The following is a 19,817-nucleotide window of genomic DNA, read 5'->3' as shown; positions in this document are numbered from 1 at the left end:
ATGACCCAAGAAGCCGGGCGCAAGACGTCCTGGGGCGGCCGGCTGCTCCAGGACGGAGCGCCCGGCGGTCCGGTGCTGCGCCTCGTCGTGCGCTGGCTGCGGCGCCCGCTGCTGCCCGCCGCGCGGCTGTGGCGCCGCAACATCCAGCTGCGGGTGGTCGCGGCGACCCTGCTGATGTCGCTGGGCGTGGTCGTGCTGCTCGGGTTCGTGGTCATCGGGGCGGTGCGCAACGGCCTGCTCGAAACCAAGGAGAAGGCGGCCGTGAGCCAGTCCGCCGGCGGTTTCGCGGTCGCGAAGGACAAGGCGGGCACGCCCGTCTCGTCCGGTGACGACTCCACCTCGGGCCGCGGCTCCGGTTCCTCGGTGAGCTGGCGCAACGACCTGGTGACGCAGCTCGCGAGCAGCGGCCAGGGCGCGTTCTACGTCGTCGCCCTGGGCTCGGCCTCGTCGGACTCCGACTCGGCGTCCAGCAACCGCGGGCCGCGCGCCTCCGGCTTCGTGGACCCCCGCGCGAGCGTTCCGCAGAGCCTGCGCGACAGCGTCGACGAGGGCGTCGGCGCGTTCAAGACGTACACCTCGATCAAGTTCACCGACGGCCAGGAGGCCGAGCCCGGGCTCGTGGTGGGGACCCGGCTCAAGGACGTCGACGGGCAGTCCTACCAGCTCTACTACCTCTTCCCGCTGGTGCAGGAGGAGAGGTCGCTCACCCTGGTCAAGACGACCCTTGCGACGGCCGGGCTCTTCGTCGTGGTGCTGCTCGGGGCGATCGCCTGGCTCGTGGTGCGGCAGGTGGTCACGCCGGTGCGGATGGCGGCCGGAGTCGCCGAACGGCTCTCCACCGGCGTCCTCAGAGAGCGCATGAAGGTCACCGGCGAGGACGACATCGCCCGGCTCGGAGAGGCCTTCAACAAGATGGCGCAGAACCTCCAGGGCAAGATCAACCAGCTGGAGGAGCTGTCGCGGATGCAGCGGCGGTTCGTGTCCGACGTGTCGCACGAACTGCGCACACCCCTGACGACCGTACGGATGGCAGCCGATGTCATCCATGAGGCGCGGGTCGACTTCGACCCGGTGACGGCACGCTCGGCCGAGCTGCTCACCGGGCAGCTGGACCGGTTCGAGTCGCTGCTCGCCGACCTTCTGGAGATCAGCCGGTTCGACGCGGGCGCGGCGGCGCTCGAAGCCGAGCCGATAGACCTGCGCGAGGTCGTGCGCCGGGTGATCGAGGGCGCCGAGCCGCTCGCCGAGCGTAAGGGCACCCGGATACGGGTGGCCGGCGACGAACAACCCGTGGTGGCCGAGGCCGATGCCCGCCGGGTCGAGCGGGTGCTGCGCAACCTGGTCGTCAACGCCGTCGAGCACGGTGAGGGGCGGGACGTCGTGGTGCGCCTCGCGGCGGCCGGCGGGGCCGTCGCGGTCGCGGTGCGGGACTACGGCGTCGGGCTCAAGCCCGGCGAGGCGACGCGGGTGTTCAACCGGTTCTGGCGGGCAGACCCGGCGCGCGCCCGCACCACCGGTGGTACCGGGCTCGGCCTGTCGATCGCCGTCGAGGACGCACGGCTGCACGGCGGCTGGCTGCAGGCTTGGGGCGAGCCGGGCGGCGGTTCCCAGTTCCGCCTGACCCTGCCGCGTACCGCCGACGAGCCGTTGCGCGGATCGCCGATACCGCTGGAGCCGGAGGACTCACGGGCCGCCCGTGAGCGGGCCAAGGCCGAGGCGGGGGCCGCGCAGGCGCAGGGCAACCGGCTCTCGTCGGTACCGACACCGCGGCTGGACCGCTCCACGCTGCCCGTGCCGCCCACGGCGCCGGTGCGCCCGCGCACCTCGGGTCCGGCGGCCAGCCCGGCGGGGCTGCCCGGAGGCGGTGGGGTCGGCGGAGGCCGCGTGGTGGCCCGGCCGGCCGACGCGGAACCGGGCGCGCGGCCCGAAGCCGAGCGCGGGGAGGGCTCGGCGAGTCCCGAGCGGCTCGCTGACATGACTGACCAGGAGGGGTCGGCCCGTGGGCGCTGACCGGGGGAGGGCCCGCGGCACGCTGCCCCGGGCGGTGGTCGTGCTGGGCTGCGGCTCGCTGCTGGTGTCGGGCTGTGCGTCCATGCCGAGCAGTGGTGACGTGGACTCGGTCTCGGCGTCCCAGCGGGCCGATTCGCAGGTGCAGGTGTACGCCGTGCCGCCGCGGCCCGGCGCCGAGCCCAACGAGATCGTCGCGGGCTTCCTCGAGGCCATGACCAGCGACGATCCCCAGTTCGCGATGGCCCGCCAGTATCTGACCGCGAAGGCCGCGAGGGACTGGCAGGCGAACCAGGTCACCGTCCTTGCCGAGGGCCCCGACCCGCAGCCGAACCGGTCCGGGGACCGGGGCGCGGATTCGAGCGGCTTCACCTTCACGGTGTCGGGCAAGCCCGTCGCCGTCGTCGACAAACAGCGCGCCTACCAGCCCGCCAAGCCGCAGGACACCTACAGCCAGACCATTCACCTGGTGCGGCAGAGCGGTCCGGACGGGACGGGCAGGGAGTGGCGCATCGACGCGCTGCCGGAGGGGCTGCTGCTCGGGCAGTCCGACTTCCAGCGCATCTACCGCTCGGTCAACAAGTACTACTTCGCGGCGGGCCAGAACCAGCTGGTCGCCGACCCGGTGTACGTGCGCCAGCGCACCGACCCCGAGACGCAGATGAACCTGGTCACGCAGACGGTGCAGTCGGTCCTGGACGGCCCGACCAACTGGCTGAAACCGGTGGTCACTTCGAAGTTTCCGTCGGGAACGGCGCTGAAGAGCGACACCAAGTCGCTCGCCCTGGACGACCGCAACGCCTTGAAGGTCCCGCTGAACGAGCGGGCCTCCACTGTCGGTGAGGCGCAGTGCAAGCGGATGGCGGCCCAACTCCTTTTCACCCTGCGGGATCTGACGACCACACGGATCGGCCAGGTGGAGCTCAGCCGGGCCGACGGCTCCCAGCTGTGCGTGCTCAGCGGCGACCAGGCCGAGACGTACGCGCCGGAGCGCATGTCGACCAGCCCGGGGCAGTACTTCGTGGACACCACGGGCCATGTGGAGCGGATGCGGGCCGATGCGAGCGGTTCGGACAGCTCGGGCGGCGGCACGGACAGCTCCGACGGGTCGGACGCGTCGGTGGTGACCGAGCCGGTGCAGGGGCCGTTCGGCAAGGGCGAGCAGCAGGTGCGTACGGTCGCCGTCTCGCGGGACGAGAAGCGCGCGGCCGGCGTCTCGGCGGACGGCAAGGCCCTGCTCGTGGCCCCGCTCGCGGCCGGCGGCGAGCTGGTGCACACGCCGGTGACCAGCGACGACAAGGACGCCAGGAACGGCGGCCTCTCGGCGCCGAGCTGGGACGGGCGCGGCGACCTGTGGGTGGCCGATCGCAATCCGGCCAAGCCACGGCTGCTGCGCCTCGCCCAGGGCACGGGCGAGCCCGAGGCGGTCGACGTGACGGGGCTCAACGGTGCGCAGATCCAGCAGGTGCGCATGTCGGCGGACGGCGTGCGCATCGCCCTGCTCGTCTCCGAGGGCGGGCACACGACGCTGCGGATCGGGCGGGTCGAGCGGACCGAAGACGGTGACAAGAAGGTGGTCTCGGTGCGCGAACTGCGGCCCGGAGCACCGCAGATGGAGGACGTGACCGCCGTGTCCTGGGCCGGGCGCAGCCGTCTGGTCGTGGTCGGCAAGGAGATCGGCGGGGTCTCCCAGCAGCTGCGCTATGTGCAGACGGACGGGTCGACCTCGGCGGCCGGCACCCTGCCGAGCGTCAACAAGCTGACGGACATCACGGCCACCGACGACGACCGGATGCCGCTGGTGGCGCACTCGCAGGACGACGGCATCGTCCGGCTGCCGCCCGGGGCGAACTGGAAGACGGCCGTCAAGAGGGGCTCGGCGCCCGCGTATCCGGGGTAGCCGCCGGGCTGTGGACGGGTTGTCCACAGGGGTGGCCGGGGTCTTGCTCCCGTTGGCACAGTGGAGCCATGCGCGGGTGGTGGCGGGAGTTCTCCGGCCTTGTGCTGCCGACTGCCTGCGGCGGCTGCGGCAGGCCGCGTACGGCGCTGTGCGAGGGGTGCCGGACGGCGCTGCTGGGGGCGCCCGCATGCCGGGTCCGCCCGGCGCCGGAGCCCTCCGGGCTGCCCGCCGTGTACGCCGCAGCGCCCTACGAGGACGCGGTGCGCGCGGTGCTGCTCGGGCACAAGGAGCGGGGCGCGCTCGGTATGGCCGCAGCGCTCGGGCAGGCACTGGCGGGCGCGGTGCGGGCGGTGGCGGGGCCGCGCGGCCAGGAGCCGTTGCTCCTTGTCCCGGTGCCGTCCTCGCGGCGTGCGGTGCGGGCCCGCGGGCACGACGCGACCCGGCGCATCGCGCTGGCCGCGGCCGGGGAGCTGCGCCGGACGGGGACGGACGCCCGGGTGGCCGCCGTCCTGCGCCAGCGCCGCACGGTGGCCGACCAGGCGGGCCTGAGCGCCCCGCAGCGGCTCGCGAATCTGTCCGGGGCCCTGGTGGTGGCAGGCGGTGGTGCGCGGCTCCTGGAGGGCGGCCGGGTGGTCCTGGTGGACGATCTGATGACCACGGGCGCATCGCTGGTGGAGGCGGCGCGTGCGGTGCGGGCGGAGGGGGTAGGCGAACCCGGCAACGGCCCTCCGCGCGGAGACCGATGCCCCGGACAGGGAATTGCAGGATTTACCCGTTCGGCGGCTTCGCATCAGCGGCTGGGGGGCGGGGCCGAGGTGCGGAACGCCGGTGTTCCGCACACGGTGGCCGCGGTTGTCGCGGCCACCGTGGAAACGTTCGCAATAAACCGGAACTGACCGCGAACTTGCATCGTTGCAGGTAGTGAGAGGGCAGAAGCACCTGAGTGGAGGTACGTGCGAGTAGCGGGTGCCGACTTCGGGCCGATCGAGCTATGTTCGGTTGTGAGGAATGGCGAAAGACCGTTCACTTAATGCACGGCTGAACTTCGGCGCGTTGTCACTTGCCCCCGGGTTCGTGGGGTGGGGATCTTCTCGACGGGGGAGGAGGAGGTGATACGTCACCGAGTCCGACGCCCCGGCACTCACCGGGGTCTGGTGCAAAAGGGAGCAGCTCCGCACTGAGGCGGAGTGATCCGGGAACGGAGTTCTGCGTGGACATCGTCGTCAAGGGCCGCAAGACCGAGGTGCCCGAGCGGTTCCGCAAGCACGTGGCCGAGAAGCTGAAGCTGGAGAAGATCCAGAAGCTCGACGGCAAGGTAATCAGCCTCGACGTCGAGGTGTCCAAGGAACACAACCCGCGGCAGGCGGACCGTTCGGACCGGGTGGAGATCACCCTCCACTCGCGCGGCCCGGTGATCCGTGCGGAAGCGGCGGCAGCAGACCCGTACGCGGCGCTCGACCTGGCGACCGGCAAGCTGGAGGCGCGGCTGCGCAAGCAGCACGACAAGCGCTACACGCGCCGGGGCAACGGCCGGCTCTCGGCCGCGGAGGTCGTGGATGTCGTACCGGGTGTGGCGGAGTTGAACGGAAACGGCAAGCCTGTGGACGCTTCGGAGGAAGACCGCATTCCCACCACCAGGATCGGCTCGCTCGAAGTACAGGGCGAAGGACCGCTGGTGGTCCGGGAGAAGAACCATGTCGCAGCCCCGATGACGCTCGACCAGGCGCTCTACGAGATGGAGCTGGTCGGGCACGACTTCTACCTCTTCGTCGACTCGGAGACGAAGAACCCCAGTGTCGTCTACCGGCGGCACGCCTACGACTACGGCGTCATCCACCTGGAGACCGACCCGCTCGCCGGTGAGGACGCGAGCGGCGCGGGCGGTGCGCTGGGCGGCTGACCCCGGCCGGGAAGGACCACGGAGAACCTGCTGGTCGGCGCGTTGAACGTCCGCGGGCGGCGCGCCGTACCCATGAGTGTTGGTGCCCCTGGAGCCTTTGTGCGCCCCCGGGGGCACCACCGTGCGACCACTGGATCACCCTTCTGTCGGCCGGGCATGAAATCATGGCGTCGCACGCCAACCGCAGCTCCCTGGAGCGTGGTTGGTGCCGCACACCAACTCGGGCCACGGCCTTCAGGGGGAGGAACGATGGCGGACAGCTTCGGGCCGGTGCACGACGGTTCCCATGCCGACAGCCCGAACGGCGGGGACCACGAGGCCGGCATGGACGCGGGCACCTCCCGCAAGGAGCCGATCCGGGTCCTGGTGGTGGACGACCACGCCCTGTTCCGCCGGGGCCTGGAGATCGTGCTGGCCGCCGAGGAGGACATCCAGGTCGTCGGCGAGGCGGGGGACGGCGCGGAGGCGGTGGACAAGGCGGCCGACCTGCTGCCCGACATCGTGCTGATGGACGTACGCATGCCCCGGCGCGGCGGCATCGAGGCCTGCACCTCCATCAAGGAGGTGGCCCCCAGCGCGAAGATCATCATGCTGACGATCAGCGACGAGGAGGCCGACCTCTACGACGCGATCAAGGCCGGCGCGACCGGCTATCTCCTCAAGGAGATCTCCACCGACGAGGTCGCCACCGCGATCCGGGCGGTGGCCGACGGCCAGTCGCAGATCAGCCCGTCGATGGCGTCCAAGCTGCTCACCGAGTTCAAGTCGATGATCCAGCGCACCGACGAGCGCCGTCTGGTGCCCGCGCCCCGGCTCACCGACCGCGAGCTGGAGGTTCTCAAGCTGGTCGCCACGGGGATGAACAACCGCGACATCGCCAAGGAGTTGTTCATCTCCGAGAACACCGTGAAGAACCACGTGCGCAACATCCTGGAGAAGCTGCAGCTGCACTCCAGAATGGAAGCGGTGGTCTACGCGATGCGCGAGAAGATCCTGGAGATCAGGTAGCCAGCGCCGAGGTGAGCGCCGCCGCCTCCTGCGGGCTCCCGGCCCGTTCGACGCGTACGGAGTCGCAGCCCACCCACTCGGCGGCCTCCAGCAGGGCCTGGGCCATGGGCCGGACGGCCTTCGGCGAGTCCAGCGAGACCTGCTTGGCGACCAGGGTGCGGCCCTCGCGCGCCGGGTCGACGCGGCCGATCAGCCTGCCGCCGGAGAGCAGCGGCATCGCGAAGTACCCGTGTATCCGCTTGGGCTTGGGGACGTAGGCCTCCAGACGGTGGGTGAAGCCGAAGATCCGCTCGGTGCGGGCGCGCTCCCAGACCAGTGAGTCGAACGGCGAAAGCAGCGTGGTGCGGTGGCGGCCGCGCGGCTCGGTGGCCAGCGCCTCGGGGTCGGCCCAGGCGGGCTTGGACCAGCCCTGCACGGTGACCGGCACCAGACCCGAGTCGGCGACCACCGCGTCGAACTGCTCGCCCTTGAGGCGGTGATAGTCCGCCATGTCCGCCCGGGTGCCCACTCCGAGGGACTGCCCCGCGAGCCGCACCAGGCGGCGCAGGCACTCGGCATCGTCGAGGTCGTCGTGCAGGACCGCGTCCGGAATGGCCCGCTCCGCCAGGTCGTACACCCGCTTCCAGCCGCGCCGCTCGGTGCAGACCACCTCGCCGTACATCAGCGCCCGCTCGACGGCGACCTTGGACGCCGACCAGTCCCACCACTCGCCCTTGTTCTTGGCGCCGCCCAAGTCCGTTGCCGTGAGCGGGCCTTCGGCACGCAACTGCTTGATCACCTGCTCGTACGCGCCGTCCGGCAGTTCGTGGTTCCAGTGCGGCCGGGAGCGGTAGGCGCGGCGGCGGAAGGCGAAGTGCGGCCACTCCTCGACGGGCAGGATGCAGGCCGCGTGCGACCAGTACTCGAAGGAGTGGCCGCCGCTCCAGTACGCGTCCTCGACGGCCTTGCGGCCGACCGCGCCGAGCCGGGCGTACGGGATGAGCTCGTGCGAGCGGGCGAGCACGGAGATGGTGTCGAGCTGGACCGCGCCCAGGTGACGCAGCACCCCGCGCACCCCGGCCCGGCGGTCGGCCGCGCCGAGGAAGCCCTGGGCGCGCAGGGCGATCCGGCGGGCCTCGTCGGCGGACAGTTCGGCGGCGGGAGGCGGCAGGCTCGTCATGCTCCGCACGATAGTGGCCGCCACTGACAACGCCCGGGCCGAGGTCAGCTCTGCGCGGGCAGGTAGGGAAGGGCGCTCGGCAGGCCCAGGTCGGAGGGGAGCAGGGCGCCGACCCAGCTGTCGCGGCGGGTGCCCTTGTTGGGCATGGCGCCGCGCAGGGTGCCCTCGACGGTGAAGCCGGCCTTCTCGGCCACCTTGCGCGAGCCCGCGTTGCCGACCTCGGCCCGCCACTCCAGGCGGTCGGTCCCGAGCTCCGTGAACGCCCAGCGCGCCAGGCAGAGCAACGCCTCCGTGGTGTAGCCGTGGCCGCGGTGCTCGGCCACCGTCCAGAAGCCGATCTCGGCCGCGCCCTTGCCGCGCACCATCACGCCCATGAGGCCGAGCAGCGGCCCGCCGCCCTTGGGGAAGATCGCGAAGCAGTACTCGGTGCCGGCCGTCCAGGCCTCCGGCGCGATCTTGCCGGCGAAGGTCTCGGCGTCCTCGCGGGTGTAGGGGGACGGGACGGTGGTCCAGCGCTGGACGGCCGGGTCCTGGGCGCCCTCGTACACGGCGTCGATGTCCTGGGGGCCGAGCGGGCGCAGCAGCAGCCGCTCCGAGGTGAGTGTCACGGGTTCCATCGCCCGATTCTGCGGGTGCCCGGCAGCCGGAGCCACCTCATTTCCCCGTCAGCCCGGCACCTTCGGACAGTCCCGTCCGTTGTCGTAACGGCAGACCTCCCGGCGCGGCCGGGTCCTCGCATACGATGACCGTTGCTGTACCGATACCCATAGCCACTCGACCGCGCCAGGCCCGACCGGCAAGGAGACCAACCCCCGTGTCCGTCCTCTCAAAGATCATGCGTGCAGGCGAAGGCAAGATCCTGCGCAAGCTGCACCGCATCGCGGACCAGGTCAACTCCATCGAAGAGGACTTCGTCAACCTCTCCGACGCCGAGCTGCGTGCCCTCACCGACGAGTACAAGGAGCGGTACGCGGACGGCGAGAGCCTGGACGACCTGCTCCCCGAGGCCTTCGCGACCGTGCGCGAGGCCGCCAAGCGCGTCCTCGGCCAGCGTCATTACGACGTCCAGATGATGGGTGGCGCCGCCCTGCACCTCGGCTACGTCGCCGAGATGAAGACCGGGGAGGGCAAGACCCTCGTCGGTACGCTGCCGGCGTACCTCAACGCCCTGTCCGGCAAGGGCGTGCACCTGATCACGGTCAACGACTACCTGGCCGAGCGCGACTCCGAGATGATGGGCCGGGTGCACAAGTTCCTCGGTCTCGAGGTCGGATGCATCCTCGCCAACATGTCGCCCGCCGAGCGCCGAGCCCAGTACAACTGCGACATCACGTACGGCACGAACAACGAGTTCGGCTTCGACTACCTCCGCGACAACATGGCGTGGTCCCAGGACGAGCTCGTCCAGCGCGGCCACAACTTCGCGATCGTCGACGAGGTCGACTCGATCCTGGTCGACGAGGCCCGTACGCCGCTGATCATCTCCGGCCCGGCCGACCAGGCCACCAAGTGGTACGGCGACTTCGCCAAGCTGGTGACGCGCCTGACCAAGGGTGAGGCGGGCAACCCGCTCAAGGGCATCGAGGAGACCGGCGACTACGAGGTCGACGAGAAGAAGCGCACCGTCGCCATCCACGAGCCGGGCGTCGCCAAGGTCGAGGACTGGCTGGGCATCGACAACCTCTACGAGTCGGTGAACACCCCGCTCGTCGGTTACCTGAACAACGCCATCAAGGCGAAGGAACTGTTCAAGAAGGACAAGGACTACGTCGTCATGGACGGCGAAGTCATGATCGTCGACGAGCACACCGGCCGTATCCTCGCCGGCCGCCGCTACAACGAGGGCATGCACCAGGCGATCGAGGCGAAGGAAGGGGTGGACATCAAGGACGAGAACCAGACGCTCGCCACGATCACCCTGCAGAACTTCTTCCGCCTCTACAAGCGCCACGACCAGCAGGGCAAGGAAGTCCCGGGCCTGTCGGGCATGACCGGTACGGCGATGACCGAGGCCGCCGAGTTCCACCAGATCTACAAGCTGGGCGTCGTCCCGATCCCGACCAACCGGCCGATGGTCCGCAAGGACCAGTCCGACCTGATCTACCGCACCGAGGTCGCGAAGTTCGAGGCGGTCGTCGACGACATCGCCGAGAAGCACGAGAAGGGCCAGCCGATCCTGGTCGGCACCACCTCGGTCGAGAAGTCCGAGTACCTCTCGCAGCAGCTCTCCAAGCGCGGCATCCAGCACGAGGTGCTCAACGCCAAGCAGCACGACCGGGAGGCGACGATCGTCGCCCAGGCCGGCCGCAAGGGCGCCGTCACCGTCGCCACCAACATGGCCGGACGAGGCACCGACATCAAGCTCGGCGGCAACCCGGACGACCTCGCCGAGGCCGAGCTGCGCCAGGCGGGCCTCGACCCGGTCGAGCACGTCGAGGAGTGGGCCGCCGCGCTGCCCGCCGCCCTGGAGAAGGCCGAGCAGGCCGTCAAGGCCGAGTTCGAAGAGGTCAAGGAGCTCGGCGGCCTGTACGTGCTCGGCACCGAGCGGCACGAGTCGCGGCGCATCGACAACCAGCTGCGCGGCCGTTCCGGCCGTCAGGGCGACCCGGGCGAGTCCCGCTTCTACCTGTCGCTCGGCGACGACCTGATGCGCCTGTTCAAGGCCCAGATGGTCGAGCGCGTCATGTCGATGGCCAACGTTCCCGACGACGTCCCGATCGAGAACAAGATGGTGACGCGCGCCATCGCGTCCGCCCAGTCGCAGGTCGAGCAGCAGAACTTCGAGACGCGCAAGAACGTCCTGAAGTACGACGAGGTGCTCAACCGCCAGCGCGAGGTCATCTACGGGGAGCGCCGCCGCGTCCTGGAGGGCGAGGACCTGCACGAGCAGGTCAGGCACTTCATGGACGACACGATCGACGCCTACATCCAGGCCGAGACCGTCGAGGGCTTCGCCGAGGAGTGGGACCTGGACCGGCTGTGGGGTGCCTTCAAGCAGCTCTACCCGGTGAAGGTCACCGTGGAGGAGCTGGAGGACGCGGCGGGCGACCGGGCGGGCATCACCGCCGAGTTCATCGCCGAGTCCGTCAAGGACGACATCTACGAGCAGTACGCCTCCCGTGAGGAGCAGCTCGGCTCCGACATCATGCGTGAGCTGGAGCGCCGCGTGGTCCTGTCGGTCCTGGACCGCAAGTGGCGCGAGCACCTCTACGAGATGGACTACCTCCAGGAGGGCATCGGCCTGCGAGCCATGGCCCAGAAGGACCCGCTGGTCGAGTACCAGCGCGAGGGCTTCGACATGTTCAACGCCATGATGGAGGGCATCAAGGAGGAGTCGGTCGGCTACCTGTTCAACCTGGAGGTCCAGGTCGAGCAGCAGGTCGAGGAGGTCCCGGTCGAGGATGCTCCGGCCGACGCGCCCTCGTTCACCAAGGAGGACGCCATCCCGGCCGCGCGTCCGGAGATCCGGGCCAAGGGCCTGGACGCCCCGCAGCGCCCGGACCGGCTGCACTTCTCGGCGCCGACGGTGGACGGCGAGGGCGGCGTGGTCGAGGGCGACTTCGACAACGGTGACGACGAGCCGGCCCGCTCGGAGTCGGACGGCCTGACGCGCGCCGAGCGCCGCAAGGCCCAGAAGACCACGGGCGGCCGCCGCCGCAAGAAGTAGGCCGCGAGAAGCTGTCGGCGGCTGCACGCCGTGAGGGGCCCGGTACCGGAAGGTGCCGGGCCCCTTCGGCTGTCGGGCCCCCTCCGCCATCGCCCTCCTCGCTATGCCGGGACGCGCTCGCCGCCCAGCTCGACCGCGGCGCACCGCCAGCGCAGGTCGGCGCCCTGCTCCAGCCGGAAGGCCATGGCGCGCACCTGCTCGCCCGCCGCGATGCAGGCGGCCGCCTCGACGATCCCGCGGGCCGGCGGGGCCGCCCGGCAGGACCGTACGACGGGACGGGTGCCGCGGGTGCGGAACGGGGTGCGCGGGGCGAGCCGCACCAGCTGCTCGTAGGCGTCCCCGACGGTCAGGCCCAGCATCCAGTGCACCGGGCGCTCGCCGCTGAGCACCGCGAGGAGCTTGTGCGCGAACAGCTCGTGCGGGGTCAGCCGCTCCGGGCGCCGGGTTCCGGTGCTGCCGGGCCTGCGCTGGTCGCCGCGTCCCGCCGGCCCGGTCGTGGTCCTGCTCATGGCTGCCGCCCCCTTCGATACCAGTGGGTAACTTCTGCTGGGGATCTTGTACGGGGGCGGCGCGAGCCGCCGCAAGGACCGACCCGGGGTGCCGCGGGGCTCCACAGATTCACCTATCCGGGTGAGCGGGCGAGCCGTCTTCCCAGGTGGGGGCCGGTGCGACAGGATCCAGCGGACAGCGGACCCGACCCGGTACCGGCAGCTCGAAGGGGGACTCCCACGCGTATCCTGAACCCGTCTCACGACCGGATGGGACGACGAGAAGAGAGCGGTCTGTCATGCGCGTCTACGTACCCCTGACCATCTCCGGTCTCGCGGCGGCACACGGCGCGGGAGAGCTCGGCCCCGGCCCGCTCACCGCCTACGCCGTCACCCCCGGCCTGCGCGAGTGGTACGTATCCGACGACATCGAGGAGCTGGAGTACGCGGCGCTCAGCCGGGCCGCGGCGGCCTCGCTGCGGCTGCTCGCCGGAGCGCCCGGCACCGCCAGACGCCGCGTCGTGATCGCCGTGGACGTGCCGGACAACACCGTGGCCGCCGACCCCGACAGCGCCCTGGACGCCGGCTCGCTCGGCGAGGTCCGGATCGCATCCGCGGTGGCGCTGGCCAAGGCGGCCGCCGTACACGTGGACGCCGAGGACGCGGTGGCCGATGTGACGGCCGCGGCGGACGCGCTCGGCGCCGCCGACCACGGCGACGACGACGCCCAGTTCACCGTGGACGGCGCCGAGGACCACGAACTGCTCTGGTTCGGGGTGCAGGAGATCCCCAACCTGATCGCCTGATCTCCCGCCAAATGTGCTCTGACCTGCGGATACGGCCGCTCGTGGTCGATTGTCAGTGGGGGTGGGTACCGTTTTGGCATGGGGAACGGCAGGCAGGGCACGGGGAAGCGACCGGCCCATCTCGTGTGGGACTGGAACGGCACGCTGCTCGACGACAACGTGGCGATCATCGAGGCGACCAACGCCGCGTTCGCGGAGCTCGGCCTTGAGCCGATCACGCTGGAGCGCTACCGCGACCTGTACTGCGTGCCGATACCCCGGTTCTACCAGCGCCTGATCGGGCGGCTGCCCACGGACGCCGAGTGGCTGGTCATGGACGCGGCCTTCCATCAGCAGTACTGGGCTAGGGCGGACGCCTGCGGGCTCACCGAGGGCGCGGCCGAGCTCCTCGCGGCGCGCTGGGCGGCCGGGCTCAGCCAGTCGCTGCTCTCCATGGCGCCGCACGAACACCTGGTGCCGATCGTGCGGCGGCACGGCATCACCGGCCACTTCGTACGCGTCGACGGCCGCACCGGGCCCTCGCACGGCAGCAAGGCGGAGCACATGGTGCGCCACCTGACCGCGCTGCGGGCGGTGGACCCGGAGATATCCGGCGAGCGCACCGTGGTGATCGGGGACGCGGTCGACGACGCGGTGGCCGCGGCGGCCGTGGGCGCGAAGGCGGTGCTCTACACCGGCGGCTCCCACAGCCGGGCCAGCCTCGCCGCGGCGGGGGTGCCGGTCGTCGACTCCCTCGCCGAGGCGGTGGCCGTCGCGGAGGACCTGGCCGGCTGAGCGGCGCCCGCGCGGTGGCCGCCCCGGTCCCTTCCGCCCGCTCCTACGTCACCGGCGCCTTCGCCCGCAGCACCGTGAGGAACTCCCGCATCCAGCGGGAGTGGTCCGGCCAGGCGCGGGCGGAGACCAAGGTGCCGTCCACCACGGTCTCGGCGTCCTGGAACGTCGCGCCCGCCGTCTGCATGTCCAGCTCAAGGGCGGGATAGGCGGTGACCCGGCGCCCGCTCAGGCCGCCGATCGCGGCCGTCAGGAGCGGGCCGTGGCAGATCTGGGCGACCGGCTTGTCGGTGTCGAAGAAGGCCTTAAGGATCTTCCTCAGCTCCGGGTCGTTGCGGAGGTACTCGGGGGCCCGGCCGCCCGGGATCACCAAGGCGGCGTACTGGCCGGGGTCGACTTCCGAGAAGGCCAGATCGGCGGGCCAGGTGTAGCCGGGCTTCTCCGTGTACGTGTCGAAGCCGGGCTCGAAGTCGTGGATCACGAACCGCAGCTTCTTGCGGGCCGGAGCCGCGATGTGGACGTCGTACCCCTCCTCGCGCAGTCGCTGGTACGGGTAGAGGACTTCCAGGGATTCGGCGGCGTCACCGGTCACGATGAGGATCTTGGCTGCCATGAGTGGCCTCCCTCTCAGGGGCTGGAGCTCAGGTGGCTGGAGGTCGATCGCACCTGCGGATTCCGTACCGTCAACCTGCCCGCGCGGCGCCGGTTTGCCAAGAGGGCCCGTTCTCGCCGCCACGTCGCTGTCCAGAGTGTCAAACTTCGGGCCCAGCTTTTGTACACATAAGGCTCATGACGGTTCGGGGGGAAGGGGCGATAGCCTTGACCCGTGATCAGCGCGATATGCCGCGGAGGCACTGACGCCTCTGCCCTGCGCCCGGAGCACCACCGTGCCCGGGCAGTCGCTGATTCCCTCCACCCGGAATCAAGGCGCCAGGCCACAAAATTGGCCGGTAAGCGCCCGGGTATCTCTCATCGCGGCATAGCGTCGACACCGACCGGACACCCCGCGTCGTGGCGTTGCGTCGCTTCTTTCCCCTACGTCACGCAACGGCGCGCGACAGGAGCCAGAGGACATGCAGACCAAGCTGGACGAAGCCAAGGCCGAGCTGCTCGCACGGGCGGCCCGGGTAGCTGAGAACAGCCCGGCCGGGGGGCCCGGAGGCCTGGGGGACACCCCCCGGACCGACCGGGCAGCCACGACTGGGGCCACGAGCGAGGAAGGTCCCGACCAGGGCGTCCTTCTCGGGTACCTCCAGCGCTACTACCTGCACACCGCTCCCGAGGACCTGGCCGACCGCGACCCGGTCGACGTCTTCGGCGCAGCGCTCTCCCACTACCGCCTCGCGGAGAACCGGCCGCAGGGCACGGCGAACGTCCGGGTGCACACCCCGACCGTCGAGGAGAACGGCTGGACCTGCAGTCACTCCGTCGTCGAGGTCGTCACCGACGACATGCCCTTCCTCGTCGACTCGGTCACCAACGAGCTGTCCCGGCAGAGCCGCGGCATCCACGTCGTGATCCACCCGCAGGTCGTCGTCCGCCGCGACCTCACCGGCAAGCTCATCGAGGTCCTCGACACCGGCGCCCAGACCGCCGAGCTGCCGCACGACGCGCTCACCGAGTCGTGGATCCACGTCGAGATCGACCGCGAGACCGACCGCGCCGACCTGAAGCAGATCACCGCCGACCTGCTGCGCGTCCTGTCCGACGTACGGGAAGCCGTCGAGGACTGGGAGAAGATGCGCGACGCCGCGCTGCGCATCGCCGACGAGCTGCCCAAGGAGCCGAAGGCCGGCGACCTGCGCGACCAGGACGTCGACGAGGCCCGCGAGCTCCTGCGCTGGCTCTCGGACGACCACTTCACCTTCCTCGGCTACCGTGAGTACCGGCTCACCGACGACGACTCGCTGTCCGCCGTCCCCGGCACCGGCCTCGGCATCCTGCGCTCCGACCCGCAGCACGGCGAGGACGACGGTCACCCCGTCTCGCCGTCCTTCAGCCGGCTGCCCGCCGACGCCCGTGCCAAGGCCCGCGAGCACAAGCTCCTCGTGCTGACCAAGGCCAACAGCCGGGCCACCGTGCACCGGCCCTCCTACCTCGACTACGTCGGCGTGAAGAAGTTCGACGAGCAGGGCAACGTCGTCGGCGAGCGCCGCTTCCTCGGCCTGTTCTCCTCGGCCGCCTACACCGAGTCCGTGCGCCGGGTGCCGGTCGTGCGCCGCAAGGTCGAAGAGGTCCTCAAGGGCGCCGGCTTCTCGCCCAACAGCCACGACGGCCGCGACCTGCTCCAGATCATGGAGACCTACCCGCGCGACGAGCTGTTCCAGACCCCGGCCGACCAGCTGCGCTCCATCGTGACCTCCGTCCTGTACCTCCAGGAGCGGCGCCGGCTGCGCCTGTACCTGCGCCAGGACGAGTACGGCCGCTACTACTCGGCGCTGATCTACCTGCCGCGCGACCGCTACACCACGGGCGTACGGCTGCGGCTCATCGAGATCCTCAAGGAGGAGCTCGGCGGCACCAGCGTCGACTTCACCGCCTGGAACACCGAGTCGATCCTGTCCCGGCTGCACTTCGTGGTGCGCGTCCCGGCCGGCACCGAGCTGACCGAGCTCACCGACGCCGACTCCGACCGCATCGAGGCCCGCCTCGTCGAAGCCGCCCGCTCCTGGGCCGACGGCTTCTCCGACGCGCTGAACGCCGAGTGCGGCGAGGAGCGCGCCGCCGAGCTGCTTCGCCGCTACGGCCACGCGTTCCCCGAGGGCTACAAGGCCGACCACTCGCCGCGCGCGGCCGTCGCCGACCTCGTCCACCTGGAACAACTCACCCACGGGCGCAAGGACTTCGCGCTCTCCCTGTACGAGCCGGTCGGCGCGGCCCCCGGCGAGCGCCGCTTCAAGATCTACCGGATCGGCGAGCAGGTCTCGCTGTCCGCGGTCCTCCCGGTGCTCCAGCGCCTGGGCGTCGAGGTCACCGACGAGCGGCCCTACGAGCTGCGCTGCGCGGACCGTACGCACGCCTGGATCTACGACTTCGGCCTGCGCATGCCGAAGAAGGCCAACGGCAACGGCGACTACCTCGCGGACGACGCCCGCGAGCGCTTCCAGGAGGCCTTCGCCGCGACCTGGACGGGCGCCGCCGAGAACGACGGCTTCAACTCCCTGGTGCTGCGCGCCGGTCTCAACTGGCGCCAGGCGATGGTGCTCCGTGCCTACGCCAAGTACCTGCGCCAGGCCGGCTCCACGTTCAGCCAGGACTACATGGAGGACACCCTCCGCGACAACGTCCACACCACCCGGCTGCTCGTCTCGCTCTTCGAGGCCCGGCTCTCGCCGGACCGCCAGCGGGCCGGCACCGAGCTCATCGACGGGCTCCTCGAAGAGCTCGACGGAGCGCTCGACCAGGTGGCGAGCCTGGACGAGGACCGCATCCTGCGCTCCTTCCTCACCGTCATCAAGGCCACGCTGCGGACGAACTTCTTCCAGACGGTGGACGGTGCTCCGCACGCCTACGTCTCCATGAAGTTCGACCCGCAGGCCATCCCCGACCTCCCGGCGCCCCGCCCGGCGTTCGAGATCTGGGTGTACTCGCCGCGCGTCGAGGGCGTCCACCTGCGCTTCGGCAAGGTCGCCCGGGGCGGGCTCCGCTGGTCCGACCGCCGTGAGGACTTCCGCACCGAGATCCTCGGCCTGGTCAAGGCGCAGATGGTGAAGAACACCGTCATCGTGCCGGTCGGCGCCAAGGGCGGCTTCGTCGCCAAGCAGCTCCCCGACCCGTCGGTGGACCGCGACGCCTGGCTCGCCGAGGGCATCGCGAGCTACAAGACGTTCATCTCGGCGCTGCTCGACATCACCGACAACCTGGTCGCGGGCGAGGTCGTCCCGCCGGCCGACGTGGTCCGCCACGACGAGGACGACACCTACCTGGTGGTCGCCGCCGACAAGGGCACCGCGACGTTCTCGGACATCGCCAACGACGTGGCGATCAGCTACAACTTCTGGCTCGGCGACGCCTTCGCCTCCGGCGGCTCCGCCGGATACGACCACAAGGGCATGGGCATCACCGCCCGCGGCGCCTGGGAGTCCGTCAAGCGGCACTTCCGCGAGCTGGGCCACGACAGCCAGACCGAGGACTTCACGGTCGTCGGCGTCGGCGACATGTCGGGCGACGTGTTCGGCAACGGCATGCTGCTCTCCGAGCACATCCGCCTGGTCGCGGCCTTCGACCACCGGCACATCTTCATCGACCCGAAGCCGGACGCGGCCGTCTCCTACGCCGAGCGCCGCCGCCTGTTCGACCTGCCGCGCTCCAGCTGGGCCGACTACAACAAGGAGCTCCTCTCGGCGGGCGGCGGCATCCACCCCCGCACCGCCAAGTCGATCCCGCTGAACGCGCACATCCGCGAGGCCCTCGGCATCGCCCCCGGCGTCACCAAGCTGACCCCGGCCGACCTGATGCAGGCCATCCTCAAGGCCCCGGTCGACCTGCTGTGGAACGGCGGCATCGGTACGTATGTGAAGTCGTCGGCGGAGTCCAACGCGGACGTCGGCGACAAGGCCAACGACGCGATCCGCGTCAACGGCGAGGACCTGCGCGTCAAGGTCGTCGGCGAGGGCGGCAACCTGGGCCTGACCCAGCTCGGCCGGATCGAGTTCGACCGCAAGGGCGGCCACGAGGGCGAGGGCGGCAAGGTCAACACCGACGCCATCGACAACAGCGCGGGCGTGGACACCTCCGACCACGAGGTGAACATCAAGATCCTGCTCAACGCCCTGGTGGCGGACGGCGACATGACCGTCAAGCAGCGCAACAAGATCCTCGCCGCGATGACCGACGAGGTCGGCCACCTGGTGCTGCGCAACAACTACGCGCAGAACGTGGCGCTGGCCAACGCGGTCGCGCAGTCGCCCTCGCTGCTCCACGCCCACCAGCGCTTCATGCGCCGCCTGGGCCGCGACGGCCACCTGGACCGGGCCCTGGAGTTCCTGCCCAACGACCGCCAGATCCGTGAACTGCTGAACAGCGGCAAGGGGCTCAGCCAGCCCGAGCTCGCCGTGCTGCTCGCTTACACCAAGATCACGGTGGCCGACGAGCTGATCCACACCGGTCTCCCGGACGACCCGCACCTGGCCGGGCTGCTGCACGCCTACTTCCCGCGGCAGCTGCGCGAGAAGTTCACCGAGGCCGTCGACGGGCACGCGCTGCGCCGCGAGATCATCACGACCGTCCTGGTCAACGACACCGTCAACATCGGTGGCTCGACCTTCCTGCACCGGCTCCGCGAGGAGACCGGGGCCTCGCTCGAAGAGATCGTGCGGGCGCATGCCGCGGCCCGCGAGATCTTCGGCGTGAGCGGGGTGTGGGACGCCGTCGAGGCGCTCGACAACAAGGTCGCCGCCGACGTCCAGACCCGTATCCGGCTGCACTCGCGCCGTCTGGTCGAGCGCGGCACCCGCTGGCTGCTCAACAACCGGCCGCAGCCGCTCCAGATCGCCGAGACGATCGAGGACTTCTCGGCCGGTGTGGCCCAGGTCTGGGACTCGCTCGCGAACCTGCTGCGGGGCGCCGACCTCGAGTGGTACCAGGGCATCCTGGACGAGCTGACGGGTGTGGGCGTGCCCGAGGAGCTCGCGCGGCGCGTCGCCGGGTTCTCCTCGGTCTTCCCGGCGCTCGACATCGTGGCCATCGCGGCCCGCACCGACAAGGAGCCGCTCCAGGTCGCCGAGGTCTACTACGACCTCGCGGACCGGCTGCGGATCACCCAGCTCCTGGACCGCATCATCGAGCTGCCGCGGGCCGACCGCTGGCAGTCGATGGCGCGCGCGGCCATCCGCGAGGACCTGTTCGCGGCGCACGCCGGGCTGACCCAGGACGTCCTGTCGGTCGGCAACGGCACGACGTCGCCGGAGCAGCGGTTCAAGGCGTGGGAGGAGAAGAACGCGGCGATCCTGGGCCGTGCCCGCACGACCCTGGAGGAGATCCAGTCCTCCGACGCGTTCGACCTGGCCAACCTGTCGGTTGCGATGCGGACCATGCGGACGCTGCTGCGCACGCACAGCTGAGGCCTCCTCAGTTCCCCGCGCCCCCGGAGGGCTATGGAAGGGGCGTCCA

The 19,817-nt window shown here is 70.8% G+C and carries 13 protein-coding genes; 9 read left to right on the top strand and 4 right to left on the bottom strand.

Annotated elements, in window-relative coordinates:
* From mtrB to ABD346_RS29840, 5 genes are all read left to right on the top strand, one after another.
* Entirely contained in the window at window positions 1-2,010 is a 2,010-nt protein-coding gene (mtrB, locus tag ABD346_RS29860; RefSeq protein WP_344379097.1) for an MtrAB system histidine kinase MtrB, read from the top strand.
* A complete protein-coding gene (locus tag ABD346_RS29855) occupies window positions 2,000-3,907 on the top strand; it encodes an LpqB family beta-propeller domain-containing protein (RefSeq protein WP_381226931.1) in 1,908 nt (635 codons plus the stop codon). The genes mtrB and ABD346_RS29855 overlap by 11 nt, the downstream gene beginning before the upstream one ends.
* 68 nt (window positions 3,908-3,975) lie before the next feature.
* Complete coding sequence (locus ABD346_RS29850; RefSeq protein ID WP_344379095.1) at window positions 3,976-4,803, top strand: ComF family protein; 828 nt, start codon at window positions 3,976-3,978, stop codon at window positions 4,801-4,803.
* A 314-nt stretch (window positions 4,804-5,117) separates the two neighbouring features.
* Complete coding sequence (gene hpf / locus ABD346_RS29845; protein WP_373300985.1) at window positions 5,118-5,807, top strand: ribosome hibernation-promoting factor, HPF/YfiA family; 690 nt, start codon at window positions 5,118-5,120, stop codon at window positions 5,805-5,807.
* Between the two features lie 249 nt (window positions 5,808-6,056).
* Window positions 6,057-6,815 carry a response regulator gene (locus ABD346_RS29840; protein WP_344379094.1) on the top strand — a complete coding sequence of 253 codons (759 nt, stop codon included), beginning with the start codon at window positions 6,057-6,059 and terminating at the stop codon, window positions 6,813-6,815.
* Here ABD346_RS29840 and ABD346_RS29835 read toward each other — a convergent pair.
* Together ABD346_RS29835 and ABD346_RS29830 are read right to left on the bottom strand one after the other, a co-directional pair.
* Window positions 6,808-7,974, bottom strand: a complete 1,167-nt coding sequence (locus ABD346_RS29835; protein ID WP_344379093.1) for a winged helix-turn-helix domain-containing protein — start codon at window positions 7,972-7,974, stop codon at window positions 6,808-6,810. The genes ABD346_RS29840 and ABD346_RS29835 overlap by 8 nt on opposite strands.
* 44 nt (window positions 7,975-8,018) lie before the next feature.
* On the bottom strand, window positions 8,019-8,591 hold the full coding sequence (locus ABD346_RS29830) for a GNAT family N-acetyltransferase (RefSeq protein ID WP_344379091.1): 573 nt from the start codon (window positions 8,589-8,591) through the stop codon (window positions 8,019-8,021).
* A 197-nt stretch (window positions 8,592-8,788) separates the two neighbouring features.
* Here ABD346_RS29830 and secA point away from each other — a divergent pair, with 197 nt between their 5' ends.
* Window positions 8,789-11,641 carry a preprotein translocase subunit SecA gene (gene secA / locus ABD346_RS29825; RefSeq protein WP_344379089.1) on the top strand — a complete coding sequence of 951 codons (2,853 nt, stop codon included), beginning with the start codon at window positions 8,789-8,791 and terminating at the stop codon, window positions 11,639-11,641.
* A 101-nt stretch (window positions 11,642-11,742) separates the two neighbouring features.
* Here secA and ABD346_RS29820 read toward each other — a convergent pair whose 3' ends face one another.
* Entirely contained in the window at window positions 11,743-12,150 is a 408-nt protein-coding gene (locus ABD346_RS29820) for an Rv3235 family protein (RefSeq protein WP_344379088.1), read from the bottom strand.
* A gap of 278 nt (window positions 12,151-12,428) precedes the next feature.
* Here ABD346_RS29820 and ABD346_RS29815 point away from each other — a divergent pair, with 278 nt between their 5' ends.
* Window positions 12,429-12,935: a DUF6912 family protein gene (locus tag ABD346_RS29815; protein ID WP_344379087.1), complete on the top strand. Its 507-nt coding sequence runs from the start codon at window positions 12,429-12,431 to the stop codon at window positions 12,933-12,935.
* A gap of 78 nt (window positions 12,936-13,013) precedes the next feature.
* The gene (locus tag ABD346_RS29810) at window positions 13,014-13,709 is read left to right on the top strand and encodes an HAD family hydrolase (RefSeq protein ID WP_344379086.1); all 696 of its coding nucleotides are present in this window, start codon (window positions 13,014-13,016) and stop codon (window positions 13,707-13,709) included.
* A gap of 43 nt (window positions 13,710-13,752) precedes the next feature.
* Here the strand turns inward: ABD346_RS29810 and ABD346_RS29805 are convergent, their stop codons facing one another.
* Window positions 13,753-14,319: a DJ-1/PfpI family protein gene (locus tag ABD346_RS29805; protein WP_053727242.1), complete on the bottom strand. Its 567-nt coding sequence runs from the start codon at window positions 14,317-14,319 to the stop codon at window positions 13,753-13,755.
* Window positions 14,320-14,779: 460 nt separating this feature from the next.
* Between ABD346_RS29805 and ABD346_RS29800 the strand changes: the two genes are divergently transcribed.
* Window positions 14,780-19,768: an NAD-glutamate dehydrogenase gene (locus ABD346_RS29800; protein ID WP_344379085.1), complete on the top strand. Its 4,989-nt coding sequence runs from the start codon at window positions 14,780-14,782 to the stop codon at window positions 19,766-19,768.
* Window positions 19,769-19,817 lie beyond the last annotated feature (49 nt).

Source organism: Streptomyces mauvecolor (assembly GCF_039532965.1).
Lineage (GTDB): Bacteria > Actinomycetota > Actinomycetes > Streptomycetales > Streptomycetaceae > Streptomyces > Streptomyces violascens.
Note: the sequence above shows the minus strand (reverse complement) of the source record. Positions and strands in the feature narration are given on the sequence as shown.